Here is a 24749-nt window from a genome sequence, read left to right on the forward strand (position 1 = left end):
CGACTCTCTCAGCCGGCGAAGAATTCCGGGCCGCCGTCCGGGAGCGCGGGGGCCTCGCCGATCGCGGTGGCCCGCCGGGCCCACTCGCGCAGGCCCGCGACCTGGCGGTCACCGAGGGAGAAGTCCAGGGCCCGGAAGTACGTGGCAAGCGTCGCCGCGTCGAACGTCTCCCAGCGGGCCGCCGCCTCGGCGACCTGGTCCAACTCGGCCAGGCAGAGGTCCCGCGAACGCAGGAACGCCTCGTGCACCTCCTTGACCATGCCCGGGTGGGCGGCGGCGAAGTCGCGGCGGACCGCCCAGACCGCGAAGACCATCGGCAGCCCGGTCCACTCCCGCCACGCCTGCCCGAGGTCGGTGACGGTGAGGCCCCGCTGCGGCGCCTCGTAGTACGCCCGCAGCGCCACGTCCCCGATCAGCACCGCGGCGTCGGCCTCCAGCAGCATCTGGGTCAGGTCCGGCGGGCAGCGGAAGTAGTCGGGTCGGACGCCGTACTGCTCGGCGAGCAGCAGCTGCGCCGTCATCACCCCGGTCCGGGAGGTCGAGCCGAGCGCGACCCGGGCACCGTCCAGCTCGCCCAGAGGTCGGGTGGAGACCATGTTGACCGAGAGCACCGGCCCGTCACTGCCCACCGCGAGATCCGGCAGGAGCAGCAGCTCGTCGGCGTGCCTCAGGTACTCCAGCAGCGTGATCGGGCCGATGTCGAGGTCACCGGCGACCAGCGCCGCGCTCAGCCGGTCCGGCGAATCCTTGTGCAGGTCGACGTCGAGCAGGGCTCCGGAGCGCATCAGACCCCAGTAGATCGGCAGGCAGTTCAGGAACTGGATGTGCCCGACCCGCGGGCGTGCGATGCGCTCAGCCATGACCCGACCGTATCCCCGGCCTCCGGTTCCGGCTCGGCGGGCCGGCTCGGAGTGGCCAACCCCGCACCGTGTCGTCCGTCGGCCTCGCCCGACGACGGTCGTCGTACCGCGCGGGCGACGACCGGCGCGAAGGCCGACACCACCAGGAGACCGGCCAGGCCCGCTCCGGCGATCAGTGGGCGGGGCGAGACAGCCGTGAGCAGCACACCGCCGAGGAGGTAGCCGGCCATCGAGCCGCCCTGCACCGCGGCGCCATAGCCGGCGTACGCCCGACCACGCATCGCCTCCGGCACCCGGCGGGTGATGAGCAGGTTGGCGAAGACGTTCTCGCCGCCGTTCGCCGCGCCGGCCACCAACCAGAGCGGCACCAGCAGGCCGGCCGTCGGCACCCCTGCCGCGAGCAGCACCAGCAGACTGCACACGGCCAGGCTCGCCAACACCCCACGGATGAGGGCCGTGTCGTCGTCGAACCGGCGGGCGAGTCGTGCGGCGAGCCAGCTGCCGGGCAGCATGCCGGCCATCCAGGCCGCGCCCACCAGGCCGTAGGTGGTCGCCGAACCACCCAGCGTCTCCCGGATGAAGAAGACCTCGATCACGTTGATGCCACCGATCGCCGCGATCACCACCGCGGTGCTCACCACCATGACCAGCATCAGCGGATCACGGCGCAGCCGCCAGCCCAGGTCCGTACCCCGGTGGTCTTCTCCGCGCGCGGGCCCCGGCGCTGCGGTGGCGGGTTGGCGACCCCCACGCCGGGTCCGCAGCAGCAGGCCCGCGACCACCAGCGCCAGGTAGGTCACGGCGTCGAGAAGCAGGGGTACGCGAGTGCCGAACTGCCCCACCAGCAGGCCGGCCAGCACCGGCCCGCCGAGCGCGCCGATGGAGACGGCGTTCTGACTGATCGCACTGGCCCGGGGCAGGTCAGCGGGGCGGACCATCGCCGGCAACAGCGCGGCCAGGCAGGGCTGGGTCACGGCGAGCCCGCAGGCGAGCAGCGCGACGAGACCCACGACCACCATCGGGTGCTCGGCCACGGCGAGCAGTGCGCAGATCACCGCCTGCGCCAGGCCGACGGTCACCAGCAGCGTACGGCTGTCCACCCGGTCGACGAGCCGACCGGTGAGCGGGGCGAGCACCACCAGAGGCAGTGTGGCCGCGAGCAGGAGCCCCGAGACGGCAAGTCCTCCCGCACCGGCACCCTGCAACGCCAGCGCGAGCGCGGTGGCGGCGAGGAAGTCGCCGCAGATCGTCGTGCCACGTGCGGTAGCGGCGAGCCAGACGTCAGACCAACGCGACGAACCAGCTGTGAAGGACATACTTCGAAAATAATCCTTCACAACTGGCACGCGCAAGGGGTGTCACGCCAGCGGCACCGCCCGGTACTGCACAGCAACCGAACGCGCCCCCGACGGCGGGTCGGCCTGCCGCCGCCGCGCCTGGTACGGCCGGAGCAGCGCCATGACCGCGTCGTTCAGCCCACTCAACTCCTCGGCGGTCAGCAGCAGCAACGTGTCGGTGAACAGCGCCGTGTCGTACCACTCCGCAGGCTCGTCCCCGGCGCGCCGCAACCAGTCCCGGGCCCGCTCCATGCCCCGGACCGCATGTGCCTCCACCAGCGCCTGCTCCGCCGCGCGGGCCTCCGGCCCGGCATCACGACCGGCCTCCACCAACACACTCGAACTCGACACCCGCCACAACCGCTCACGCGCATCCCCACGGCTCGGCGCCTGCTCAACCAGACCGAACTTCGCCAACGCCCGCAGGTGGTAGCTGGTGGCGCTCGGCGACAGCCCGACGATCTCGGCGCACTCGGTGGCGGTCCCGCCGCCCTCGCGGCTGTTCAGATACTCCATGATCGCGATCCGGGCCGGATGAGCCATCGCCCGCATCACCTGCGGGTCACTGATCGTCATCCGACGTGCATCGGGGCGGGCCTCGGTCATGACCCCATGATCCCGGCCGGCACGGCGACCCGCCAACACCCCGCTTTCACCAGCCTCAACCTCTTCGTCCGCCGCCCGGCTTCGCCAACGGCCTGAGCTTCGAGCACGACGCGGACCGCATGGACGGCGAGCAGGCGGGTGGCTGACGTGCTGGCGGGGCGGCGCGGGGCAGCGCGGGGCGGCGCGGGCAGCGCGGGGCGGCGCGGGGCAGCGCGGGGCGGCGCGGGGCGGCGCGGGGCAGCGCGGGGCAGCGCGGGGCAGCGCGGGCAGCGCGGGCAGCGCGGGCAGCGCGGGCAGCGCGGGCAGCGCGGGCAGCGCGGGCAGCGCGGGCAGCGCGGGCAGCGCGGGCAGCGCGGGCAGCGCGGGCAGCGCGGGCAGCGCGGGCAGCGCGGGCAGCGCGGGCAGCGCGGGCAGCGCGGGCAGCGCGGGCAGCGCGGGCAGCGCGGGCAGCGCGGGCAGCGCCAGTCAAGTCGAACTGGCCTCGGATGCGCCATGCTCGCGCGCCGCTCGCCCTGGCCTGCACACGGAGTCCGTCACGGCCGACCGCGCGGCCGTCTCGCCCTGCGCCTCGCCCACCGCAGACCCTGCCGCCTCGCCACCTTCCGGCAGCCTCCGATGATTCGACATGGCATGCACCCAGCATTGATCAATACGGATCGAAAGTGTCGTACGTACGTTCTATTCTGTCTTCATGTTGAGGGCGTTGGCGCAGGCAGGAGATGCCGTCGACGACTGCGCCCAAGCGTCATCGTGGGCGCTCTCCGACAGCGAGTTGCTCGCGTCTCTCGACGCGACGCACGTGTTGGCGCAGCAGCTTGCCGCTGTCCAGCTCGGCTTGGTGCGTGAGTTGGACAGCCGTGGCCTGGCAGCCGCCCAGGGCGCCTCGTCCACCGCCATCTGGCTGCGGGAGCGGCTCCGCCTCACCAGCCGTTCCGCCCGCCAACTGGTCCAGCTCGCCAGCACCATCGACGCTGCCCCACCGGCAGTGCGTGACGCGCTGTTCAGCGGCGCGATGTCCGTCGAGCAGGGCCGGGTGGTGGCGGAAACGATCGCCGCGCTTCCCCCGGAGGCCGGCCCGGAGGTGGCGGACAAGGCCACCCAACTGCTGGTCGACTGGGCCGACCGCTTCGATCCGACGGTGCTGAGCCGGCTCGGGGAACGCGTCCTCACGCATGTCGCACCGGACTTGGCCGACAAGGCTGAGCTCGCTGCCCTCAAGCGGGCCACCGACCGTGCCGAGGCCCGCCGGCACGTCACGCTCTCCGCGCAGCACAACGGGGAGGTACGCCTCAGCGGCAGCCTCGACACCGAAACTGCGAGCCTGCTCCGCGAGGCGATCGATCCGCTCTGCGCTCCGACCGGTGAGCACGACGACCGCAGCCCCGGCCAGCGGCGAGCAGACGCACTCGGCGAGGTCTGCCGGCTCGCGCTGCGCACCGGCGAGCTGCCCGACAACGGCGGCGACCGGCCACAGCTCATAGTGACCGTCTCGTTGGACGAGCTGGTCAACGGCGTACGCGCCGGCACCCTGGAGACCGGAGAACCTCTCACGCCCGGCGCGATCCGGCGTCTCGCCTGTGACGCGAGCGTGCTGCCCGCGGTGCTCGGAGGCAACAGTCAGGTCCTGGACGTCGGACGCCAGCGTCGGCTCTTCAACGGCCCGTTGCGCCGTGCGCTGGTGCTGCGCGACGGCGGTTGCGCCTTCCCTGGCTGTGATCGACCGTCCCGATGGTGCGATGGTCACCACGTGCGGCACTGGGCCGACGGTGGTGAGACCGCACTCAGCAACGCTGTGCTGCTCTGCGGCTACCACCACCGGCTGATTCACCGCGGAGACTGGACGATCCGCATCGCACCAGACGGCCGACCTGACTTCCTCCCGCCCAGTTGGCTCAACCCGCTGCGCACGCCACGACGCAACGTCTACCACCGGCGCTGCTGATACCGGCAAACATGCCACCGCCACCCGGGCACCGGGCACCAGGCACCAGGCACCAGGCACCGGGCACCGGGCACCGGGCACCGGGCACCGGGCACCCTCCCCGACCCCGACCCCCGGGGCCACCACACCGGCGCACCCTTACCGAGCTCGCGCCTGTGCAGCCCTTGCCGCCGCGCCCATGCCACCGCGTCCGCGCGGCCCCGTCCGCCCGCGGCCCCGCCCGAGCCCGACCCGCCCGCCGGTCGCCCGCACCCATCCGCGCAGGCCCGTCCGCGCAGGCCAACTGCCTGCCCGCGCCCGCCCCGCGCGCGTCCGTTCGCGCACGCCCTCCCGCGCACACGGCCAACCGCCCGCCCGCTCCGGTCCGCACACACCAATCCGCGCCCGTCCGTCCGCCCGCCAACCCGCCCGCCCGCCCGAGCCCATCCGCGCCAGCCCTCGGCCCGCCTGTCCGTCCGCCCGAGCCCGCCCGTGCCCGCGCACGCCTGCCAGCCGCTCGCACTTATCGTCCACGCCGGCCTCTGGCCCCCGCCGGCCCGGCCGGCCGCCCGCCCGCACCCATCCGCGCACGCCTGCCAGCCGCCCGCCACAACCGCACACGCGCAGCCCTCGTCAACCTCCAGCACGACGCGCACCACGCACACCACGTGCACCATGCGCACCACGCACACCACGGCGCACCACGAGCACCACCGCACCCGGCACCCCCGCATCGACAGCACCCAGCGACACGCCATCTCGTACGGGTGGCCACGTGGGTAATTCGGTGGTGGGAACCGCAGCGGGAGCGTAAGGTTGCAGCCCGCTTGACGGCCGAGGTGAGCTGCACCGGAACGGACGTCTTCGCGCCGGGAGGCCGGCCATCCGCCCCCGGACACGCGAGCGCGCAGCAGATGTGAACGATGGGACGTCAGCATGCCCGCACTTGACCTCGACACTCACCTCGACACGGATCTGTCCGCCGAACGCGCGCACCTCGCAACCTCGCGGGCAGCGCTACGGCGGATGCGGGAGCGGGCCGAGGCTCTCTTCGCCAGCGGCGACCAGGTTGCCGGCGATGCGTACGCGGCCGAGACACTCGGTCGGACCCTGGCCCGCCGGGTGGCCGAGTTGGCGGATGACCCCACCACACCGCTGTTCTTCGGTCGCCTCGACTTCGCGGGAACGGTGAGTCCCGAGGCCACCGACAACGACGCCACAGCCAGCCAGACAACCGGCAGCGCAACCACCAACACCGCAACCACCAACACCGCAACCACCGGCAACACAACCACCGACACCGCAACCACTGGCAACACGACCGCCGAGCCAACCAGCACCAGCACCAGCACCAGCACCAGCACCAGCGGTGACCATGACGGCCGCCGGTACCACGTGGGACGTCGGCACGTCACCGACGAGCGTGGCGAGCCGTTGGTGCTGGACTGGCGGGCGCCGGTATCCCGGTCGTTCTACCGAGCCAGCGCGCGAGATCCGCAGGGGGTGGGGGTTCGGCGGCGGTTCGGGTTCAGCAACGGGGTGCTGACCAGCTTCGAGGATGAGCGGTTGGATCGGGGCGAGGAACTCGGTACGACCAGTCGGATCCTCACCGCCGAAATCGAGCGGCCGCGCGTCGGGCCGATGCGGGACATCGTCGCCACGATCCAGCCGGAGCAGGACGAGCTGGTTCGGGCCGACCTGGCCGACTCGATCTGCGTGCAGGGCGCGCCGGGCACCGGAAAGACGGCGGTCGGGCTGCACCGGGCCGCGTACCTGCTCTATCTGCACCGGGAGCGGTTGCGGCGGGCGGGAGTGCTGATCGTTGGGCCCAACCGGGCGTTCCTGTCGTACATCGCGGCGGTCCTGCCGGCGCTCGGCGAGGTCGAGGTCGAGCAGGCCACAGTGGAGGAGCTGATCTCCCGGGTGCCGGTGCGGGCCGTCGAGGCGCCGGCGGTCGCCGCGCTGAAGCACGACGTACGCATGGCGAGCGTGCTACAGCGTGCGGTGCGGGCGCAGATCGGTGCACCGACCGAGTCGATCACCGTGTCGGACGGTTCGTTCCGGTGGCGGATCGGGTTGGAGCCGTTGCACCGGATCGTCGAGGAAACCCGTCGGGAAGGGCTGCCGTACGGCACCGGCCGGGAACGGGTTCGGGCCCGGGTGGTGAGCCTGCTGCAACGGCAGGCCGAGGCCCGCCGGGCCGAGTCGCCGAGTGACGCCTGGTTGCGTCGGATGGGCCGCTGCCGGCCGGTCACCGACTTCCTGGACGCGGTGTGGCCGGCGCTCACCCCGGAAGGGCTGGTGCACGGCCTGCTCTCCGACCCGGCACGACTCGCCGCGGCGGCGGACGGGCTGTTCGACGACACCGAGCAGGCCCTGCTCCGATGGGAGAAGCCGGCGCGGACCCCGAAGGCGACCCGCTGGACCGCCGCCGACACGGTGTTGATCGACGAGGCGGCCGGGCTGCTCGAACGGCCCTCCGGGTTCGGGCACGTGGTGGTGGACGAGGCGCAGGACCTCTCCCCCATGCAGTGTCGGGCCATTGCCCGCCGCAGCGAGCACGGCTCGATCACCCTCCTCGGTGACCTCGCCCAGGGCACCGCGCCGTGGGCGGCCACGGACTGGAAGGAGTCGCTTGCCCATCTGGGCAAACCGGACGCTGTGGTGGTTCCGTTGACGATCGGATTCCGGGTGCCCGCCGCGGTGGTCGCGTTCGCGAACCTGCTCCTTCCGGCGCTCGCTGTGGACGTACCCGCCGCCGAGTCGCTGCGGCACGACGGCGGCCTGGATGTGCGTACCGTGACCGACCTGACCGCAGCGACGGTGGCGGAGGTGCGCGCGGCGCTCGACCACGACGGCTCGGTGGGTGTGATCGCGGCGGACGACGCCGTCGATGGGCTGCGCGCGGCGTTGGCCGATGCCGGCGTCGAGACCGCGACCGCCGACGACGTGTCGGCCGCGGAGCGGGTCACCGTGGTGCCCGCGACGCTGGTCAAAGGCCTGGAGTACGACCACGTGGTGGTGGTCGAGCCGGCCGCGATCGTCGCGGCCGAACCGCGCGGGCTGCACCGGCTGTACGTGGTGCTGACCCGGGCGGTGTCCCGGCTGGCGGTGCTGCACCACGAGCCGCTGCCCGCCCCGCTGTCCATCGCGCAGCCGTGACCACGGCACGGCACCGACCACAGCGCGGCACTGACCATCGCGCGGCACTGACCACGGCACGGCACCGTCCACGACACGGCACACACCACCGCCCTGCAATGACCGGGCGCCCAGCACAGACGAGGCGGGCAGCACAGACCGGGCGAGCAACCGATGCGGGGCGCTGCCCGGCGGGGGTCAGCGGTCGGTGAGGGCTGCGGCGATGTCGCGCAACGGCTTGCCGGACTCGGCGATGGGCACGATGAACGCCAACCAGGAGCCGTCGGTGAACCTGATCCGGAGTCGCTTGGGGTTGAGGCGGTGCCAGCCGACCCATGCGTTGGCCACGGCGGTACGCGGCGTCGACCAGACCACCCGGGTCTCGGCTGCCGCCCTCTCGTCGTCGGCCTGGCTGGACCACAGCTTCATCGGACCGGAGGCGCACACCAGCAACCGCCGGTCGGTGACGGCAAGGATGGTGTCCTCGGTCGTGGTCGCCGGGGGCACCGGACGTCGGGCGTGTTGCAGGGTGGACGCGGCCGAACCCGCAGCCCCCCGACCGGCCACTCCATAGAAGATGTGGTCGACGAGCCGGTCCCCAGCCGAGAAGGAGACCAGCGGCGAGATCAGGCTGAGCAGCCCGCTGGCGAGGATGCCGCCACGACCGCCGCTGGACGGCTCCGGGCTCTCAGGAGCTGGCATCTCTGCCGGCCGGGCACCCTGGGCGATCTCGGTCTTCGCGATGGCGAGCACACGTTCGCCCGGCTCGACGAGCTGGCTCAGACGTTCCTGGTAGTTCATGGGCTCAGTACCAATCAGGACGGTCGTCGGGCAGCTGGCTGCCGGCTGCCGGTCGGCCACCGCCAGGCCCGTCGCCCCTCACCCCACCGCCGCCGGGCGCGTCGCCCCTCACCCCACCGCCGCCGGGCGCGTCGGCCCTCACCCCACCGCCGCCGGGCGCGCCGGCCATCACCTCGCCGACCAGTTCGCGGACCCGCGCGGCGGCTGCCTCCTGGGCGCGCTTGGCGGCGGCGGTGAACTCCTCGGCCAGGGTGTACGAGTCGAGGCGCATCGCCCGGGCGTTCACCTCGGTCGAGACGATCGTGCCGTCCGCCGCGGCGGTGACCCGGACCAGGCCGGAGTCGCTCATGCCCTCGGCGCTGCTGTCTTCCAGCTCGGTCATCTTGCCGGCCAGCTCGCGCTGCCAGCTGTCCAGGTTGCGGGCCAACGCCTCGATGCGGTCCAGACCGGGAAAGGTCATGGCGGTCCCCTCAGGTCAGGATGGAGTCGAAGACATTCTGCACGCCCTTGGTGTAGGGGCCCAGATCCTCGCGGTACGTGCCGTCCACCAGGTAGTTGCGGTCCTTCGTGCCGTCGGAGATGTCGTGCATGCCGACGCCGGTGTCCAGCAGGGCGCCACCGAGGCCGGGGATGTTGACCGGGGACGCCTGGTTGATCAGGAACTTGCCCGGGAAGAGCGTCTTGAACTTCTCGATCTGGAACGCCCTGGCCTCGGCCGTCCAGCCGGACTTGTTCCAGGCCCGGTACGCCTTCTTCGCCTTGCGGATCTCCAGGACCGCGCGACGGTACTTCATCAGCAGCTCGGCGACCTTCTGCATCTTGGCGGCCAGCTTCGTCAGGATCTCGGCGAACCGAGCGACGATCTTGACCATCCGCCCGACGGTGGTGGCGAGTCGCGCCAGCACCCGGACCACAGTCGCCGCGAGGGAGATGCCGGCACTCAGCGCCGCCGCCACCGCCGCGATGATCACCTCGGTGAGGAACCAGAGCAGGAACTCGAGGATCAGCTCGACCAGCAGGTTGAACGCGTCGACGGCGGCGTTGGCGGCGTCGACCAGCACCTCCTTGGTGCCGTCCAACCCCTTCGCCAGCTCCTCGATGGCCTCCTCCACCGACTCCATGGAGGCGTGGAAGCTCTCGGCGGCGTCACCCGACCAGGCGCCCCGCAGGCGAGCCCGGTGCTGGATCTGCTCACCGGCGATCTCGCGGACCGCCGCGCCGGTGTCGAGGCAGAGCTGAGCGGCGCGCATCAGGTCGTCGGGCTCGCCCGCGACGAGTTCGAGGAGTTGCTCGAACGGCCAGAGCACCGCGTTGGACAGCGGCTTGAACGGGTCGGGGGTGCCGGACACGATCTGCTCGAAGTAGGTCTTGTTCCGCGTCAGCGCCTCGGTGCTCATGCCGGCACCGCCCCGGTGGTGCCGCCGGGGGACGAGGCGCCCGGCGACCAGGGACCGGGTGCGATGACGTCGGGAGCGGCCGGGCGGCCGGGCACGAACATGTCGGTGTTGGCCACGTCGGTGCCGGTGTAGGCGCCCGCGGTGTCGTTGAGCCCTTCGGCGATGTCCGCCATCACCTCGGCGCCGTCGGCCAGCCCTTGCAGGCACGCCTCGAACTGCTCGGCGTACGCGGCGGCGAGGCTGAACGACGCCGGCATCACCCCGAAAGCGTGTCGCGGCACGTGCCCTTCGCCGAACGAGCGGTGCAGCTCACGAAAGCGCGCCGCCCGGTCGGTGGACGCCTTGGCGAACGCCGTCAGCGCCTCCGGTTGGACCTCCAGCTCTCTGCTCGGGCTCGACACGGACCCTCCCCTGTGTCCTGTGCGACGGGTCAGCCGCCACGACTCCCCACCATAGGCACTGCTCGCCGCGATCGGTGACCCGGCCGCGACGTCGGGGTGACACGGTCCTTGACTTTGTGGCGTAAAGTAGTTTGCGTGGACCACGACGACGACCTTCCACCCACCGACGCCGCGGCCGCGCTCCGACTCATCGAGGACGAGCGGTCCGCGACAGCGCGTCAGATCGACCCCGATGCCCGCCTGCTCTACTGGCCGTGGGGAATCGCCTGGCTGGTCGGCTTCGGGCTCTTCTTCCTGCGGTTCCCTCCGGGCGAGGAGGAGCTGCTCCGACTGCCGGGCTGGCTGCCGCTGACCGTCCTCTTCGCGCTGCTCCTGGCCGCGGCGGCGGTCCAGGCGGTGGCCAGCGTCCGGGCCTACGGCCAGGTGAGCGGAGAGTCCGCACGGCGTGGTCGCTGGTACGGGTGCGCCTGGGCCCTCGGTCCGGTGAGCGTCTACGCGGGGCTCGGCCAGGTCTCCGAGCACCTGCCGCACGACCTGGCGGCGCTGCTCTGGTCGGCGACGGCCGTCGGGCTGACCGGCGCGTTGCACATGGCCGGCGGGGCGATCTGGCTCGACCGGGACCTGTTCCGGCTGGGCGTCTGGATCAGTGTGCTCAACCTGGTCGGCGTCTTCGCCGGGCCCGGCTGGCACGCACTCGTCGTGTCGGTGGCCGGCGGCGGCGGGATGCTGGTGGCCGGCGCGGTCGCCCGGCGGCAACAGCGACAGCGACAGCAGCCGTGACCGAACTGGATCCGGTCATCCACGCCCAGGCCCGACTGCGGGTGGTGGCCAGCCTCTCCGCCCTGAACGTCGGCGACAAGATCGCGTTTCCGCGTCTGCAGGAGTTGCTCGGGATGACCGCCGGCAACCTCTCGGTGCACCTGCGCAAGCTTGAGGACGCCGGCTACGTGGAGGTCACCAAGACCCATCGTGGACGCACCCCGGCGACCCTGGTCGGGCTCAGTCGACGAGGCCGGTTGGCGTTCGAGGAGTACACCGAAGCGATCCGCGCCCTGCTCGACCCCATCCCGTCGAAGGAGCAGTCATGACCCTCGCCCGCGCCGAGGCGGCCAGCCGCCGGTACGGCGACGTCCTCGCCCTCGACCGCGTCGACCTCGACGTCCGGGCCGGTGAGCTGGTCGGCCTCCTCGGCCCGAACGGCGCCGGCAAGAGCACCCTGATGAACCTGCTTGTCGGCCTGCGTCGCCCCAGCTCGGGGCGGGTCGAACTGTTCGGTGGCGACCCCCGCGACCCGGCGAGCCGGCGACAGGTCGGGGTCACCCCGCAGGAGACCGGCCTGCCGGGCACGCTGCGGGTCGGCGAGGTCGTCGACTTCGTCTCCGCGCACTACCCGGACCCGGTGCCCCGCGGCGAGTTGCTCGACCGGTTCGGCCTGGGCGACCTCCACCGACGGCAGACCGGCGGGCTCTCCGGAGGGCAGCGCCGTCGACTCGCGGTGGCGTTGGCGTTCGTCGGCCGCCCCCGGCTGGTGCTCCTCGACGAGCCGACCACCGGCCTGGACGTGGCCGCCCGGCACACCCTGTGGGGAGCGATCCGCGCGTTCCACTCCGACGGCGGCACCGTGCTGCTGAGCAGCCACTACCTGGAGGAGGTGGAGGCGCTGGCCCACCGGGTGGTGGTGATCGGGCAGGGTCGGGTGCTCGCCGACGACACGGTGGACGCGGTGCGCGGCATCGTCGGCGTACGCCGGGTCAGCCTCGTCGCCGACCACCTGCCCGACCTGCCCGGGGTGGTGCGCACCGAACGGGTCGACGGCCGGCTGCACCTGCTCACCACCGACGCCGACGAACTGGTCCGTGCGCTCGTCACGGCCGGAGCGGCCTTCACCGACCTGGAGGTACGACCGACCTCGCTGGAGGAGGCGTTCCTCGCCATCACCAGCGGGGACGGGTCCACCCCGGAGCAGAGCACCGCGGAGGACCGACAGGCCACCGCCGAGGATCGACCCGCCACCGCCGTTCCCGGCGGCCGACCTACCACCGTCTGAGGAGGCCGCCGTGCAGCTCGCCCTGGTCCACGCCCGATACCAACTCCTGGAGATCATCCGGATCCCGGTGGCGATCGTCGGGAGCGCCTTCTTCCCGGCCGCCGCCATGATCTTCTTCGTGGTGCCGTTCGCCGGTGACGACTCGGTCGGCGCCACCCTCGCCACCGCGTCGATGGTCACCTTCTCGGTGATGAGCGCCAACATCTTCCAGTACGGCGTCGGCGTCGCCGAGGACCGCGACCAGCCGTGGAACCCGTACACGCGGACCCTGCCGGCCGGCCCGGCACCCCGGTTCGCGGGCCGCGTCCTGGCCGGCCTGGCACTGACGTACCTCTCGCTGATCCCGGTCGTGGTGATCGGCGCGACGCTGACCGCAGCCGAGATCACCCCGGCGGCGTCTCTGCTGGCCCTGGGCACCGTGGCCGTGGTCTCGGTGCCGTTCACGCTGATGGGCCTGGCCATCGGCTACTCGCTGCCGAGCAAGGCGGCGATCGTCGTCGCACAGATCGTCTTCCTGCCGCTCGCGTTCGGCGGCGGGCTGCTGTCCGCGCCGGGCGACGCACCCGGGTTCATCGAGACGATCGCCCCGTTCCTGCCCACCCGGGGGGCGGCAGAGCTGATGTGGGCGGCGGTCAGTGACTACCGCGTCCAACCACTGGCGCTGGTCATGCTCGGTGTCTGGGTGGTGCTGCTCGCCACGCTCGCCGGCTGGGCGTACCGACGGGACGAGGGTCGCCGGTTCAGCTGACGATTCGTCCGTTTCCGCCCCGAGGCGCGGCGGGACGGTGCCAGGATTCCCGCAGGGGGCCGCCGTGGTCGCCCCGGGGTGAGAGGGGTCCTGACGTGAGCACCGTCCCGCCGGGCACGCCCTGCTGGGCCGACCTGGCCACCCCGGAGCTGGACGACGCGCGGCGCTTCTACCCGGAGCTGTTCGGTTGGACCGGTCGGGTGACACCCGAACCCGAGGCGGGTGGCTACACGGTCTTCCTGCTCGACGGGAAGCCGGTCGCCGGGGCCGGGCCGCCGGCGATCCCCGACCAGGTGCCGATCTGGTCGACGTACGTCGCCACCGACGACGCGGAGCTGGTCGCCGGCCGGGTCGAACGGGCCGGCGGGCAGGTCGTCGTGCCGCCGTTCGAGGTGTTCGACCGCGGCTGGATGGCCGTCTTCGCCGATCCGTCCGGTGCCACCTTCAGCGTCTGGCAGCCGCTGACGATGAGCGGTGCCGAGGTGTTCAACGTGCCGGGCGCGATGAGCTGGAACGAACTGGTCACCCCCGACCCGGAGGGCGCGAAGGTCTTCTACGAGCTGGTGTTCGGCTGGCAGCCGGACGACCAGGCGGTGGGTCCGATGACGTACACCGGTTGGCGGCTCGGGACCCAGATCGTCGCCGGGATGATGCCGCCGCTGGCCGACGACTTCCCGGCCGACCTGCCCGCGTACTGGACCGTGTACTTCGCGGTGACCGACGCGGACGCCGCCGCGGCCCGCGCCGCAGAGCTGGGCGGGACGATCCTGGTGCCCCCCCGCGACATCCCGTCGGGCCGGTTCGCCGCGCTACGCGACCCCCAGGGCGCCCTCTTCTCCGTCATCGACCTGGGCCCCTGACCCGCGAACCCCGAGCGGGTCGGGTCGGGTGGGACGGACGGGGACCACCAGGGGGCCGTGGGTGCCGGGGACCACCCGGACGCTGGCCCGGTAGTGGGTGGCGAGCAGGTGCTCGGTCAGCACGTCGGCGGGGGCCCCGGCGGCCACCACCTGACCGCCGGCGAGCATCACCATGCGGTCGGCGTACTCGCCGGCCAGGGAGAGGTCGTGCATCGTGGCGAGGACGGTCAGGCCGTGCTCACGACGTAGCTGGTCGACGACTTCCAGGACCTCCTGCTGGTGACCGATGTCGAGGGCGCTGGTCGGCTCGTCGAGCAGCAGCAGCGTCGCGCCCTGGGCGAGCGCCCGGGCGAGGAACACGCGCTGCCGTTCGCCGCCGGAGAGGGTGGCCAGCTCGCGGTGGTGGAAGCCGGTGAGGTCCAGCCGCCCGAGCACCTCGTGGACGGCGTCCAGGTCGGCGGTCGACTCCCGCCCCAGCGTCGGGATGTACGGGGTCCGACCGAGCAGCACGTAGTCCAGCACCGACATGCCGGCCGGCACCACCGGGGACTGTGCCACGGTGGCCACCACCCGGGCGCGGTCCCGGCGGCGCAGCGCCGTGCTCGGCGTACCGAAGAGGGTGATCGCCCCCGGCGCGGGCAGCAGGCCGCCGACGGCGCGCAACAGGGTCGACTTGCCGGCGCCGTTGGGGCCGATCACGGTGACCCACTCGCCGGCGGCGACGGTGAGGTCGACGCCGGTCAGGATCGGCGTGCCGCCGAGGCCGACGTGCAGGCCACGAACCTCGACGGCCGGCACGTCGTCGGAAACACCGGCAACAGACGGGCCGGCAGCGGAATCGCGGCTCACGTGAGCACCCGCCGGGCGGTGCGCAGCACGATTACGAAGAACGGGCCGCCCAGCAGGGCGGTCACCACCCCGATCGGCACCTCGGCCGGGGCGGCGGCGGTGCGGGCCACCACGTCGGTCAGGGCCAGGAACGCACCGCCGAACAGCAGTGACAACGGCAGGATCACCCGGTAGCTCGACCCGGCGAGCAGCCGCACGGTGTGCGGCACGATGATGCCGACGAAGCCGATCAGGCCGGTGGCGGAGACCGCCGCCGCGGTGCCCAGGGACGCGGCGGCGATCAACAGGTAGCGGGTGCGCTGCGGGTGCAGGCCCAGACTTTTCGCCTCGTCGTCGCCCACCGCGAGGACGTCCAGCTCGCGGCGGTGCAGCAGCACCACAACCGTGGTCAGCGCGGCGTACGGCAGCACCAGCAGCACGTCGTGCCAACCGGCGGTGGCGAGCCGACCCAGCAGCCAGGAGTAGACCGGCTGGATGCTGTCGGCGTGCTTCTGCAGCAGGTACGTCTGCCCGGCGGAGAGGAACGCGGAGACCGCCACCCCGGCCAGGATCAGCATCGCCGGAGAGTGGCTGCGCCCACCGGCCGCGCCGAGCACGTAGGTCATCGTCACGGCGAGCAGCGACCCGGCGAACGCGGCCAACGGGATGGTCATCGGCAGCCCGGAGATCGCGCCCTCCCGGCCGGCGCCGCCCAGGGCGATGGCCGCGGTGACCGCGAGGCCGGCGCCGGCGGCCACCCCCAGGAGGTACGGGTCGGCGAGCGGGTTGCGGAAGACGCCCTGGTAGCAGCCTCCGGCGAGGGCGAGCAGACCCCCGACGAGCAGGGCCAGCACCACCCGGGGCAGCCGCAACTCGGTGACGATCGCGATCTCCCGCTCGGACAGGCCACTGTCGAGGTGCACACCCGGGATCAGGTTGAGCAGCTCGGCGGCGACGCTGCCGGCGGGCAGGCTGACCGGGCCGAGCGACACCCCGGCGACGAGCGCGACGAGCACCGCGAACACCCCGGCGACCAGCCAACGGGTGCGCAGCCCGGCGGGCCGGGCCACCGGTGGTGACCCGGCGGACCGGGCCACCGACAGCGGTTTGGTCACTGACGGGTCGCTGTCACGCGGGCACCTTGGCGACCGCGTCGATGATGACCCGGAGGAGGTCGACGACGCGCGGGCCCCAGCGGGAGGCGATGTCGTCGTCGAGTGCGATCACCTGGTTGTTCTTGACCGCGGTGAGCCCGGCCCAGCCGCTGCGGGCCTTGACCGAGTCGGCGTTCTGCTGGCAGCACTTGGAGTCGGCCAGGAAGACGAAGTCCGGGTTGGCCTTGACGACGAACTCCTGGGACAGCTGCGGGTAGCCGCCGTTCTTGCCGTCCGCGTCGGCCGGGTCGGCGATGTTGGTCAGCCCGACCTGGCTGTAGAGCGAGCCGATGAAGGTCTTGCTGGTGGCGCTGTACAGCTCCGGGCCCAGCTCGTGGAAGTAGGTGAGCTTCGCGGAGCGCTGCGGCAGGTCCTTGACCAGCTTGGCGATGTCGTCCTTCATCCGGGTGGCGACGTCGCTGGCCTGGTCGGCGTGCCCGGTGAGCGTGCCCAGCTCGGTGATCTGTCGGTACGAGTCGTCGAGTGTGGTCGCCGCCGGGATGAGGTAGACCGGGATCTTCAGCGAGGTGAGCTGGTCGACGATCTTGTTGGTGTCGTTGGAGAGCACCACCAGGTCGGGACTCTTGCCCGCGATGGCCTCGGCGTTGGGCTGGAAGCCGGAGAGGTCGGTCTTGGGCGCGTCGGCCGGGTGGTTGGACTGGTCGTCGACGGCCGCCACCTGCTGACCGGCCCCGATGGCGAAGAGCATCTCGGTGGCGGTGGGCGACAGCGAGACGATCTTCTCGGGACGCTTGTCGAGGGTGAGCTTGCCGACCGTGACCGGGTAGGCGGCGGCTGCGGTGCCGGCGCTCGGCTTGTCGTCGGCCTTCTCGGCGCAGGCGCCGAGGGCGAGCGCGGCGACCGCGAGGGTCGCGGCGAAGAGCCGAGGGGTACGTCTGTTCATGGGGGCCTCCTGTCGGTCGAGGAGTGTGGTGCTTCGCCGACAGGGACTTTCGTACGCCCGCCCACGAGGCGCCCTTCCTCGAGAGCGCGTATCGCGACCGATCCGTAGGCGACCTGGCTCATCCCCACCGGGGTGGGGCATCACAGTTGCGGGACAGCGCCGGGTTTCGCACCGGCTTCGCTGCGGACTGGTCGGTAAGACGGTAGCGCACCGCCACGACGTGCCGGATCGATCAAGGGTCGATCAGCGTCGGACGATCACCGAAGCCATGACGCACGAGGGATATGTCCCGGATAGGGAGGCTCGGGAGCGGGTGGTGGGGCCCCGCCGGGCGGAGCGGGGCCCCACCCGATCAGGAGGACGTGATGGTGACGTTGTCCACAGCCGCCTCTACCAGACTGGCGCCGGAGGCGTCCGCCGCCTCGACGAGGATGCGCACCGACTGACCGGCGTACGGGCTGAGGTTGAGGCTGGCCACCGCCCAGCTCCCGTTGCGGTTGGTGGCCGCGCCGGTCTGGGTGAGCAGCGCGGTGGTTCCGCCGTTGTGCACCACGCTCACCCGCAGGTAGTCCGCCGACGAGGCGTTCGAGCCGTGCGCCAGGTACCAGGCCAGCGAGAGCGTCAGCGTGCCGGACGACGGCAGGGTCACCGCCGGGGACCGGGCGCTGGTCACCCCGCCGTCGACGTCGTAGTCACCGGCCGCCGATCCGGCGAGCCGACCGGTGACCAGGTCGTTGGAGCCGGCGTACGGGGTCAGCTGCTTGGCGCCGGAGGACGTGGTCGCCTGGGCGGCACCCCGTTCGAACGCGCCCGCCGTGGCGGTGTCGGTGCCCGACGGGTTGATGGTCCAGCCGGTGGCCGTCTCGAACGTGTCCGACCAGACCGTGGTGCCGCCACCGCCGCCGCAGTACTGCGCCTGCTTGCCGATCGCCCGGTACGGGCAGTCGGCGTACTCGCTGAGCATCAGCACCGCCTCCCGGTTGCGCGAGGTCTGCGCGGGGATCACCTCGTCGGGCGGGTAGAAGCCGCCGCCGCCGGACGAGCCGGGATACATCTCGAAGGTGTACGCCCAGATGTTGTGGGTGGCCCACATCCAGTCGATGCTGTCCCCGTCGGTGATGTAGAGGTCGCTGGACTGCTGCGGTGTGTAGTTGTTGGTGGCCGCCATCTGCTGCCCGATGGTGGCGAAGGTGTTGTACTGGTCCGCGCTCATGCCGGCCGCGGTGTTCGCCGTGGTGTAGCCGTACGGCCAGAGCACCAGCTGCGAGTAGGTGTGGAAGTCGATGTTCGCCTTGATCTGCTGCACACCACCGACCACCCGACCGTTGACGAAGTTGCGCAGCGCCTGCGTCTCCGGGGCGGAGAACGCCGACGGGCCCCGGTAGGTCTCCGACGAGGTGCTGCCGGACGAGCCGCCGCAGCAACCCCAGTTGTAGGACCAGTTGCGGTTGAGGTCGGTGCCCACGTTGGACGATCCGCTGTTGGGCTGTCGGTTCTTGCGCCAGGACCGGTACGACCCGGTGGCGATGTCGTACTCGCTGCCGTCCGGGTTGACCGTCGGCACGATCCAGATCTCCCGGCCGTTGACGATGTTGGTGATCCGGGAGTCACTGCCGTAGCTGTCGGTGAAGAGGTTGAGCAGGTAGATCGCCATCTCGACGGTCAGATGCTCGCGGGCGTGCTGCTGGGCGTTGAACAGGATCTCCGGCTCGCTCTCGTCGGTGCCGACGTTGTCGGAGATCTTCACGGCCATCAGGTCGCGGCCCTCGTACGACGAACCGATGCTGATCTTGCGGGCGATCGCCGGATGGTCGGCGACGACCTGGTTCACGACGGCGGTCAGTTCCGCGTAGTCGTGGTAGTTGGAGTCGGCGGGTGGGAAGGCCAGCGCGCCGATCTCGCCGGCGCCGCGCTCGGCGTTGGGCGGTGGGGCGAGCGGTTCCAGCCGGAAGCCGAGCTTGCCGATCGCGGCGGCCTCGGCGGCGGTGGCCGAGATGTGCAGCACGCCGTGCTCGGAGTAGTCGATGGCGGCACCGGTGCGGGCCACCGCGTTGCGGTCGGCGAGGGTCCGGGGCCCGAGCACCCGGTAGCTGGCGGACGCCGACTCGGCGGTCCGGTCCGGCGCCGGTCGGGCGGCGACCGGACCGGCGGCGACGGTGACGATTCCCAGCCCGGTGACGACGGCGAGCACCAGGACGCGGCGGAGAGGGATGGGCGTGCGGAGGGCCATGGACTACCTCCTCGATGGGCGGGAGATCCCCGCTCGGTGAAGGACACTTCACCACCTGTCACATGGTCATATCAATATTGATCGCTGCCTTGAGCATCCCGAGTCGATCATCCCGGCGGCAATGATTTTCTAGGTGCGAACATCTGGCGAAACTTCTCTCCAAGCGGGAAACTGACCAGCGACGATGCCCCTCTCGACACCGCGGAGCACCCATGGCCAGATCCCGCCTGCACGCGGCCGCCCTCGCCGGCGTCACCGCGCTCACAGTGCTCGCCACCGTCGCGCCCGCGACGGCGGCCCGCCCACCCGTCGTCGACCACGACGAGCAGATCACCTTCCAGGACTGGTCCGGGCCCGCCGACTGGCACCGGGGCGACCGGGCCGGCACCCGCGTCGTGCCCGGCGCCCGAGCCGGCCTCACCCTGGCCCGCCCGACCGGCACGACGGAGTACGCCGACCCGCACACCGGCGTCACAGGCACCTGGGAGTACGGCACCTGGACCTCACCGGTGACCCGGATCGGGTTCGACGCCACCGAGCTGATCGCCTCGTGGAACGCGGAGACCCCCGCCGGCACCTGGATCCAGGTGGAGATGCAGGGCAGTTACACCAGCGGCGACCAGACCCCGTGGTACGTCATGGGTCGCTGGGCGTCCGGCGACACCGACATCAAGCGGACCAGCGTCAACCGGCAGGGTGACCCCTGGTCGACGATCTGGACCGACACCTTCAGCATCGACGACGCCACCGCCGGGGTGCTGCTGCGGTCGTACCAACTGCGGCTGACCCTCTACCGGGCACCCGGGCAGACCGCCGCGCCGGTGGTCCGGATGCTCGGCGCGATGAGCTCCACGGTGCCGGACCGGTTCACTGTGACCCCGAGCGCCGGGCACATCGCCTGGGGCGTCGAGCTGCCGGTGCCGCGCTACTCGCAGAACGTGCACTCCGGGCACTACCCCGAGTACGACGGCGGCGGCGAGGCGTGGTGCTCACCGACCTCCACCGAGATGGTGGTCGAGTACTGGGGTCGCCGGCCGTCGGCGGCCGACACCTCCTGGGTGGACCCGACCTACCCCGACCCGACGGTCAACCACGCGGCCCGGATGACCTTCGACTACGCGTACGACGGCGCGGGCAACTGGCCGTTCAACACCGCGTACGCGGCCAGCTTCCCCGGCCTGGAGGGTCGCGTCACCCGACTGCACTCGCTGGACGAACTGGAGCGGTTCATCGCCGCCGGCATCCCGGTCGTGACCAGCCAGTCCTTCCTCGCCAGCGAGCTGGACGGCGCAAACTACGGCACCTCCGGGCACCTCTTCGTGGTGGTCGGGTTCACCGCCGAGGGGGACGTGATCGTCAACGACCCCGCCTCGTCCAGCAACGACGTGGTGCGCAACGTCTACAAGCGCGCGCAGTTCGAACAGATCTGGCTGCGGACCAAGCGCACCAACGCCAGCGGCGGCGTCTCCGGCGGCTCCGGTGGCATCGCGTACCTGATCAAGCCAGAGTCCAAGCCCTGGCCCAAGGTGCAAGGCTCCACCAACTGGTAGAGGCCCACCCCCGCCCCTTGGGCGGGTGATCAAGAGGTTTGCGTCACGGATCCAGTCTCCGGTGACGCAAACCTCTTGATCAACGTGACGGGTCGGTGGGCGGGTCGGCGGGGCGGTTCTGGTCTTCGCCGGCCAGGGCCGAGCGGAGGCGTTCCTTCTCCGCACGGCGGCGCTCGGTCGCGTCGGCCATCTCGCCGGCCATCTCGTCCCGCCAGCCGCGCAGCAGGAAGAAGGAGAGCGCGGCGGAGAACACCAACGCCAACATCAGCTTCACGAACACGTTCATGTCGATCAGCCAGAGACCCGCCAGCACGGCGACGAACAGCCCGATCCGGCCCAGCGTGTACTTGAGCGCGGCGCTCACCCGCACCACTCCGTTCTCTCCGTCGCCCGCCGATGCCGGCGGAAGGTTCGATCCGCCCGGTGGGCGGTAGCGGTCAGCCGGTCCGGCGGGCCAGCCAGCGGACGCCCGGGAACCAGACCACCGCGTACGCCACTGTGAACGTCGCCGCCGCCAACACCCCGGAGAGCAGCGGCGGCAACCCCGCGCCCAACCCGGCGACCAGCAGCCCGGCGAACACGCCCACGGCCGCGGCGACCACCGCCGCCAGCACCCGGGCCGCACCGAAGTCCCAGGCCCGGAAGTCGTCCCAGAACAGCCACGCCGGCAGGATCACCGCGAGCCAGCCGTTGGTGTGCCCGAAGTCACCGGCGCCGATCGAGGCGAACGCCCAGTCGAACAACACCAACGCCAACGCGCCGATGACGACCCCCGACAGACACACCCCGAGCAGATCGCCCAGGGTGGCGACCCGCCCCTCGTCGTCCCGGCGGGGAAACCCGCCCTGCTGCTCGGAACCGCTCTTCTCGGTCATCGACTGCGAGGGTACGTGGTTGACTCAGGCCCAGACCTGCTGCGGCTCGGCGCGCCGCTGCGCCAGCGACGGGGCCCGGTCGTACTCCCGGACCACGTTGTAGCGGGTGTCGCGCTCGACCGGCTGGAAGCCGGCGTCCCAGATCAGGTGCAGCAGGTCCTCGCGGTGCATGGTGTTCGGGGTGCCGTACGAGTCGGCGTCGTGCGTGATCTTGTATTCGACGACCGAGCCGTCCAGGTCGTCCACGCCGAAGTTCAGCGAGAGCTGGGCCACCGACAGCCCGTGCATCACCCAGAAGTTCTTCAGGTGCGGCACGTTGTCGAACAGCAACCGGGAGACGGCGAACGTCTTCAGCGACTCGGCCGGCGACGCCATCGTGGTGCGCGCCTGGATCCGGTTACGGATCTTGCCGTCCGCCGAGTCGACGAAGTCGTGCTGGTAGCGCAGCGGGATGAAGACCGCGAAACCACCGGTCTCGTCCTGGAGCTCACGCAGCCGCAGCACGTGGTCGACCCGGTGCCGGGGCTCCTCGATGTGGCCGTACAGCATCGTCGCCGGGGTCTTCATGCCCTTGCGGTGCGCCAGGGCGTGGATGCGTGACCAGTCCTCCCAGTGGCAGGCGTGGTCGACGATGTGCTGGCGGACCTCCCAGTCGAAGATCTCCGCGCCACCACCGGTCAGCGACTCCAGGCCGGCGTCCATCAGCTCGTCGAGGATCTCGTCGGCGCTCAGACCGCTGATCTTCTCGAACCACTGCACCTCGGTCGCCGTGAAGCACTTGAGCTTGACGTTCGGCAGCGCCGCCTTCAGCTCACGCAGCACCTTCGGGTAGTAGCGCCAGGGCAGCGTCGGGTGCAGACCGTTGACGATGTGCAACTCGGTGAGCTGCTCGTCCTCCATCTCCTTGGCCTTGCGGACCGCCTCGTCGATGCGCATCGTGTACGCGTCCTTCTCGCCCGGCTTGCGCTGGAACGAGCAGTACGCACAGGACGCCGAGCAGACGTTGGTCAGGTTGAGGTGCCGGTTGACGTTGAACATCACCCGCTCACCGTTCAGCTCGGTGCGCTTGTGGTGCGCGAGCCGCCCCAACCAGGTCAGGTCGTCGCTCTCGTAGAGGGCGACCCCGTCCTCGCGGGTCAGCCGCTCACCGGCGTACACCTTCGCTTCGAGCTCACGCTTGAGTCCGGCGTCCATGGCACGTCCCTTCCACCTGCGGTCCCGGTCGAGCGTACGTCGGGACGCCGACAGCCCCGGCGGCACGGTCGCCGGCAGCGACCCACTTCACCGAACTCTCAGCCTCCCGTAACCCGCCCACGCATCGACAAGGTTGGCGAGGTGCGGTAGTAACAAGGTGGGGCGGAACACACACACTGGTACCGTCCCGGCGGCCGCGCCCACCGTGCGCGGCGAGGAGCAGCGGGACGAGGAGCGGCATGATCTACAGCGGGCGCGGGCGACGGCAGCGACGACGGAGCCCGGTGATCTCGCCGGTGCTGCGTCCGAAGCTCTGGGCCGCCCTGCTCGGCGCGATCGCCGCCGCTGTGCTGGCCACCCCCGCGTACGCCGAGCCCGGACTACCCACGACGGTGCCCGACACCGGCGCACGGCCTCCGGCGATCGGCACGGTCCAACTGCCCGGCGGCCCGCCCGTCTCCGGCGTCCCGGCGCCGCCGGTGGCCACCATCGGCGCCGGCCCGCTGGCCGCGCAGATCTATGCCGGCGAAGCCCAGGTCGGCACACTCGGCGAAGCGCTCCTGACGATCAAACAGAAGCAGTCCACCGCGAAAGCCCAGGTGGAGTCTGCCGCCAAGGTGCTCGCGAGCGCGCAGGACGCCCTGCTCCGGGCTCAGCAGGAAGCCGACGCGGCCGCCGCTGACGCCGTCAAGGCAGCCGCCGCGCTGCCGCCCGGCGACCTCGCCGAGGACATCCGGGAGCTGAGCCGCCTCCAGCAGATCACCAGGGGCGAGAAGGTCGACGGCGGCACCACTGGCGTGGCCGGTGGGCTGTCCCGGGCCCGCGCGGGTGAGCAGGAGGCGTACCAGAAGCACGCCGAAGCCAAGACCCAGCTCGCCGCCGCCGACGCGGAGTTCACCGCCGGCGAGAAGGCGCTGCGCACGGCCGAGGCGAGCCTGCTCAAGCTGCGCCGTGACAACGCGGCTCAGCTGATCGAGATCGAACGTCAGCAGGAGGCCGCCGAGCAGCAGTACGGCACCGGCTACGTCGCCAACCAGAGCATCAGCGGCATGGCCGCCCACCCCCGGGCGCTGGCCGCGGTCCGCTACGCGCTCGCCCAGCTCGGTGACCCGTACAAGTGGTCCGAGGAGGGGCCGGACGAGTTCGACTGCTCCGGTCTGATGTGGGCTGCGTACCGGTCTCGCGGCGCCGACTACTTCGACCTGCCCCGGGTCGCCCGCGACCAGTACGCCGCCACCCGGGGGCGGACCGTGCCGCAGAGCGCGTTGCTCCCCGGCGACCTGCTCTTCTTCGCCTCCGGCAGCAGTTGGACGACCATCCACCACGTCGGCATGTACATCGGCAACGGCAAGATGGTGCAGGCACCCACCACCGGTGACGTCGTCAAGATCTCGGTCGTCCGCTGGACCCGGCTGTACGCCGCGACCCGGGTGATCGGCGCGGTGCCGGCACCGATCGTGTCCGTGCCGACCCCGCCGGTCACGCCGCCCACGCCGACGCCGACGCCGACGAAGTCCGCCACCCCGACGCCCACGCCCACCAAGTCCGCCACCCCGACGCCCACGCCGACGAAGTCCGCCACCCCGACGCCGACGCCGACCGGCAGCGCGACGCCCACCCCGACGCCCACGCCCACCAAGACCACCCCGAGCAACACCCCGACCACGCTGCCCTCGGCGCCCACCAGCGCACCGAACACGACGTCGCCGGCGACCACGCCGAAGGCCACCACGAGCGTGACGGGCGACGGCAGCCCGTCAGGCAGCGCCAGCAACGCTGGTTGATCCGCCACGACCCGCTCCGGCTGTCCGCTCGGGGCGATCTGTGGCACGGTGACAACCAGGCACATCCGGCTCGACGTCACGGGTCCGGGTGCGAGCATGGCGCGGAGGGCG

General features: G+C 71.8%; 23 protein-coding genes. 9 read left to right on the plus strand and 14 right to left on the minus strand.

Going from position 1 to position 24749, the window contains the following annotated elements; genetic code table 11:
* Positions 1–8: 8 nt before the first annotated feature.
* Genes GA0070612_RS04520 through GA0070612_RS04530 form a run of 3 tightly spaced genes read right to left on the minus strand, consistent with a single transcriptional unit; the run spans position 9 to position 2803 of the window.
* Positions 9–860 (minus strand): menaquinone biosynthetic enzyme MqnA/MqnD family protein, encoded by an 852-nt coding sequence (locus tag GA0070612_RS04520; protein ID WP_088986777.1) that lies wholly within the window; start codon positions 858–860, stop codon positions 9–11.
* Positions 812–2176, minus strand: coding sequence for an MFS transporter (locus GA0070612_RS04525; RefSeq protein ID WP_088986778.1), 1365 nt, complete (start codon positions 2174–2176; stop codon positions 812–814). The genes GA0070612_RS04520 and GA0070612_RS04525 overlap by 49 nt, the downstream gene beginning before the upstream one ends.
* 42 nt (positions 2177–2218) lie before the next feature.
* Entirely contained in the window at positions 2219–2803 is a 585-nt protein-coding gene (locus GA0070612_RS04530) for an ArsR/SmtB family transcription factor (protein ID WP_088986779.1), read from the minus strand.
* Between the two features lie 691 nt (positions 2804–3494).
* Between GA0070612_RS04530 and GA0070612_RS04540 the strand changes: the two genes are divergently transcribed.
* Both GA0070612_RS04540 and GA0070612_RS04545 read left to right on the plus strand, forming a co-directional pair.
* Entirely contained in the window at positions 3495–4745 is a 1251-nt protein-coding gene (locus GA0070612_RS04540; protein ID WP_088986780.1) for an HNH endonuclease signature motif containing protein, read from the plus strand.
* Positions 4746–5660: 915 nt separating this feature from the next.
* The gene (locus tag GA0070612_RS04545) at positions 5661–7886 is read left to right on the plus strand and encodes a HelD family protein (RefSeq protein ID WP_231924467.1); all 2226 of its coding nucleotides are present in this window, start codon (positions 5661–5663) and stop codon (positions 7884–7886) included.
* Positions 7887–8063: 177 nt separating this feature from the next.
* On the opposite strand, the gene GA0070612_RS04550 is transcribed toward GA0070612_RS04545, so the two are convergent.
* From GA0070612_RS04550 to GA0070612_RS04565, 4 genes are read right to left on the minus strand one after another with little or no spacing between them, the layout of a single operon-like run.
* Positions 8064–8666 (minus strand): hypothetical protein, encoded by a 603-nt coding sequence (locus GA0070612_RS04550; protein ID WP_088986781.1) that lies wholly within the window; start codon positions 8664–8666, stop codon positions 8064–8066.
* Positions 8667–8670: 4 nt separating this feature from the next.
* Positions 8671–9126, minus strand: a complete 456-nt coding sequence (locus GA0070612_RS04555) for a YbaB/EbfC family nucleoid-associated protein (RefSeq protein ID WP_088986782.1) — start codon at positions 9124–9126, stop codon at positions 8671–8673.
* 10 nt (positions 9127–9136) lie between these two features.
* On the minus strand, positions 9137–10063 hold the full coding sequence (locus GA0070612_RS04560; RefSeq protein ID WP_088986783.1) for a WXG100 family type VII secretion target: 927 nt from the start codon (positions 10061–10063) through the stop codon (positions 9137–9139).
* Positions 10060–10464, minus strand: a complete 405-nt coding sequence (locus tag GA0070612_RS04565; protein WP_088986784.1) for a WXG100 family type VII secretion target — start codon at positions 10462–10464, stop codon at positions 10060–10062. Before GA0070612_RS04565 ends, GA0070612_RS04560 begins: the two co-directional genes overlap by 4 nt.
* A 135-nt stretch (positions 10465–10599) precedes the next feature.
* On the opposite strand from GA0070612_RS04565, the gene GA0070612_RS04570 reads away from it, so the two are divergent.
* The 5 genes from GA0070612_RS04570 (at position 10600) to GA0070612_RS04590 (ending at position 14119) form a co-directional block, all read left to right on the plus strand.
* Complete coding sequence (locus GA0070612_RS04570; protein WP_088986785.1) at positions 10600–11244, plus strand: transporter; 645 nt, start codon at positions 10600–10602, stop codon at positions 11242–11244.
* On the plus strand, positions 11241–11552 hold the full coding sequence (locus tag GA0070612_RS04575) for a transcriptional regulator (RefSeq protein ID WP_088986786.1): 312 nt from the start codon (positions 11241–11243) through the stop codon (positions 11550–11552). Before GA0070612_RS04570 ends, GA0070612_RS04575 begins: the two co-directional genes overlap by 4 nt.
* Complete coding sequence (locus GA0070612_RS04580; protein WP_088986787.1) at positions 11549–12511, plus strand: ABC transporter ATP-binding protein; 963 nt, start codon at positions 11549–11551, stop codon at positions 12509–12511. The genes GA0070612_RS04575 and GA0070612_RS04580 overlap by 4 nt, the downstream gene beginning before the upstream one ends.
* A gap of 10 nt (positions 12512–12521) precedes the next feature.
* Entirely contained in the window at positions 12522–13259 is a 738-nt protein-coding gene (locus GA0070612_RS04585; protein ID WP_088986788.1) for an ABC transporter permease, read from the plus strand.
* Between the two features lie 95 nt (positions 13260–13354).
* Positions 13355–14119, plus strand: coding sequence for a VOC family protein (locus tag GA0070612_RS04590; RefSeq protein ID WP_088986789.1), 765 nt, complete (start codon positions 13355–13357; stop codon positions 14117–14119).
* Here GA0070612_RS04590 and GA0070612_RS04595 read toward each other — a convergent pair.
* The 4 genes from GA0070612_RS04595 to GA0070612_RS04610 all read right to left on the minus strand — a co-directional run bounded on the left by GA0070612_RS04595 (position 14069) and on the right by GA0070612_RS04610 (position 19235).
* Positions 14069–14917 carry an ABC transporter ATP-binding protein gene (locus GA0070612_RS04595; RefSeq protein ID WP_231924594.1) on the minus strand — a complete coding sequence of 283 codons (849 nt, stop codon included), beginning with the start codon at positions 14915–14917 and terminating at the stop codon, positions 14069–14071. The genes GA0070612_RS04590 and GA0070612_RS04595 overlap by 51 nt on opposite strands.
* A 47-nt stretch (positions 14918–14964) precedes the next feature.
* Positions 14965–16062 (minus strand): FecCD family ABC transporter permease, encoded by a 1098-nt coding sequence (locus GA0070612_RS04600; protein ID WP_231924468.1) that lies wholly within the window; start codon positions 16060–16062, stop codon positions 14965–14967.
* A gap of 13 nt (positions 16063–16075) precedes the next feature.
* Entirely contained in the window at positions 16076–17005 is a 930-nt protein-coding gene (locus GA0070612_RS04605) for an ABC transporter substrate-binding protein (protein ID WP_088986790.1), read from the minus strand.
* Positions 17006–17357: 352 nt separating this feature from the next.
* On the minus strand, positions 17358–19235 hold the full coding sequence (locus tag GA0070612_RS04610) for a M14 family zinc carboxypeptidase (protein ID WP_088986791.1): 1878 nt from the start codon (positions 19233–19235) through the stop codon (positions 17358–17360).
* Positions 19236–19447: 212 nt separating this feature from the next.
* On the opposite strand from GA0070612_RS04610, the gene GA0070612_RS04615 reads away from it, so the two are divergent.
* Entirely contained in the window at positions 19448–20785 is a 1338-nt protein-coding gene (locus tag GA0070612_RS04615; RefSeq protein ID WP_088986792.1) for a C39 family peptidase, read from the plus strand.
* 79 nt (positions 20786–20864) lie between these two features.
* On the opposite strand, the gene GA0070612_RS04620 is transcribed toward GA0070612_RS04615, so the two are convergent.
* The 3 genes from GA0070612_RS04620 to mqnE all read right to left on the minus strand — a co-directional run bounded on the left by GA0070612_RS04620 (position 20865) and on the right by mqnE (position 22854).
* Positions 20865–21149: a DUF4229 domain-containing protein gene (locus GA0070612_RS04620; RefSeq protein WP_088991267.1), complete on the minus strand. Its 285-nt coding sequence runs from the start codon at positions 21147–21149 to the stop codon at positions 20865–20867.
* Between the two features lie 73 nt (positions 21150–21222).
* Complete coding sequence (locus tag GA0070612_RS04625; protein ID WP_088986793.1) at positions 21223–21660, minus strand: hypothetical protein; 438 nt, start codon at positions 21658–21660, stop codon at positions 21223–21225.
* A 24-nt stretch (positions 21661–21684) separates the two neighbouring features.
* Positions 21685–22854, minus strand: coding sequence for an aminofutalosine synthase MqnE (gene mqnE / locus GA0070612_RS04630; protein ID WP_088986794.1), 1170 nt, complete (start codon positions 22852–22854; stop codon positions 21685–21687).
* Between the two features lie 239 nt (positions 22855–23093).
* On the opposite strand from mqnE, the gene GA0070612_RS04635 reads away from it, so the two are divergent.
* Positions 23094–24638: an NlpC/P60 family protein gene (locus GA0070612_RS04635; protein WP_088986795.1), complete on the plus strand. Its 1545-nt coding sequence runs from the start codon at positions 23094–23096 to the stop codon at positions 24636–24638.
* Positions 24639–24749: the final 111 nt, after the last annotated feature.

Origin of the sequence: Micromonospora chokoriensis (assembly GCF_900091505.1) — a bacterium.
Taxonomy (GTDB): domain Bacteria; phylum Actinomycetota; class Actinomycetes; order Mycobacteriales; family Micromonosporaceae; genus Micromonospora; species Micromonospora chokoriensis.

What these genes read in the sequence shown, in the direction of transcription:
- GA0070612_RS04520 (WP_088986777.1), bottom strand. Translation starts at nt 860, where the DNA reads ATGGCTGAGCGCATCGCACGCCCGCGGGTCGGGCACATCCAGTTCCTG.
- GA0070612_RS04525 (WP_088986778.1), bottom strand. Translation starts at nt 2,176, where the DNA reads ATGTCCTTCACAGCTGGTTCGTCGCGTTGGTCTGACGTCTGGCTCGCC.
- GA0070612_RS04530 (WP_088986779.1), bottom strand. Translation starts at nt 2,803, where the DNA reads ATGACCGAGGCCCGCCCCGATGCACGTCGGATGACGATCAGTGACCCG.
- GA0070612_RS04540 (WP_088986780.1), top strand. Translation starts at nt 3,495, where the DNA reads ATGTTGAGGGCGTTGGCGCAGGCAGGAGATGCCGTCGACGACTGCGCC.
- GA0070612_RS04545 (WP_231924467.1), top strand. Translation starts at nt 5,661, where the DNA reads ATGCCCGCACTTGACCTCGACACTCACCTCGACACGGATCTGTCCGCC.
- GA0070612_RS04550 (WP_088986781.1), bottom strand. Translation starts at nt 8,666, where the DNA reads ATGAACTACCAGGAACGTCTGAGCCAGCTCGTCGAGCCGGGCGAACGT.
- GA0070612_RS04555 (WP_088986782.1), bottom strand. Translation starts at nt 9,126, where the DNA reads ATGACCTTTCCCGGTCTGGACCGCATCGAGGCGTTGGCCCGCAACCTG.
- GA0070612_RS04560 (WP_088986783.1), bottom strand. Translation starts at nt 10,063, where the DNA reads ATGAGCACCGAGGCGCTGACGCGGAACAAGACCTACTTCGAGCAGATC.
- GA0070612_RS04580 (WP_088986787.1), top strand. Translation starts at nt 11,549, where the DNA reads ATGACCCTCGCCCGCGCCGAGGCGGCCAGCCGCCGGTACGGCGACGTC.
- GA0070612_RS04605 (WP_088986790.1), bottom strand. Translation starts at nt 17,005, where the DNA reads ATGAACAGACGTACCCCTCGGCTCTTCGCCGCGACCCTCGCGGTCGCC.
- GA0070612_RS04610 (WP_088986791.1), bottom strand. Translation starts at nt 19,235, where the DNA reads ATGGCCCTCCGCACGCCCATCCCTCTCCGCCGCGTCCTGGTGCTCGCC.
- GA0070612_RS04615 (WP_088986792.1), top strand. Translation starts at nt 19,448, where the DNA reads ATGGCCAGATCCCGCCTGCACGCGGCCGCCCTCGCCGGCGTCACCGCG.
- GA0070612_RS04625 (WP_088986793.1), bottom strand. Translation starts at nt 21,660, where the DNA reads ATGACCGAGAAGAGCGGTTCCGAGCAGCAGGGCGGGTTTCCCCGCCGG.
- mqnE (WP_088986794.1), bottom strand. Translation starts at nt 22,854, where the DNA reads ATGGACGCCGGACTCAAGCGTGAGCTCGAAGCGAAGGTGTACGCCGGT.
- GA0070612_RS04635 (WP_088986795.1), top strand. Translation starts at nt 23,094, where the DNA reads ATGATCTACAGCGGGCGCGGGCGACGGCAGCGACGACGGAGCCCGGTG.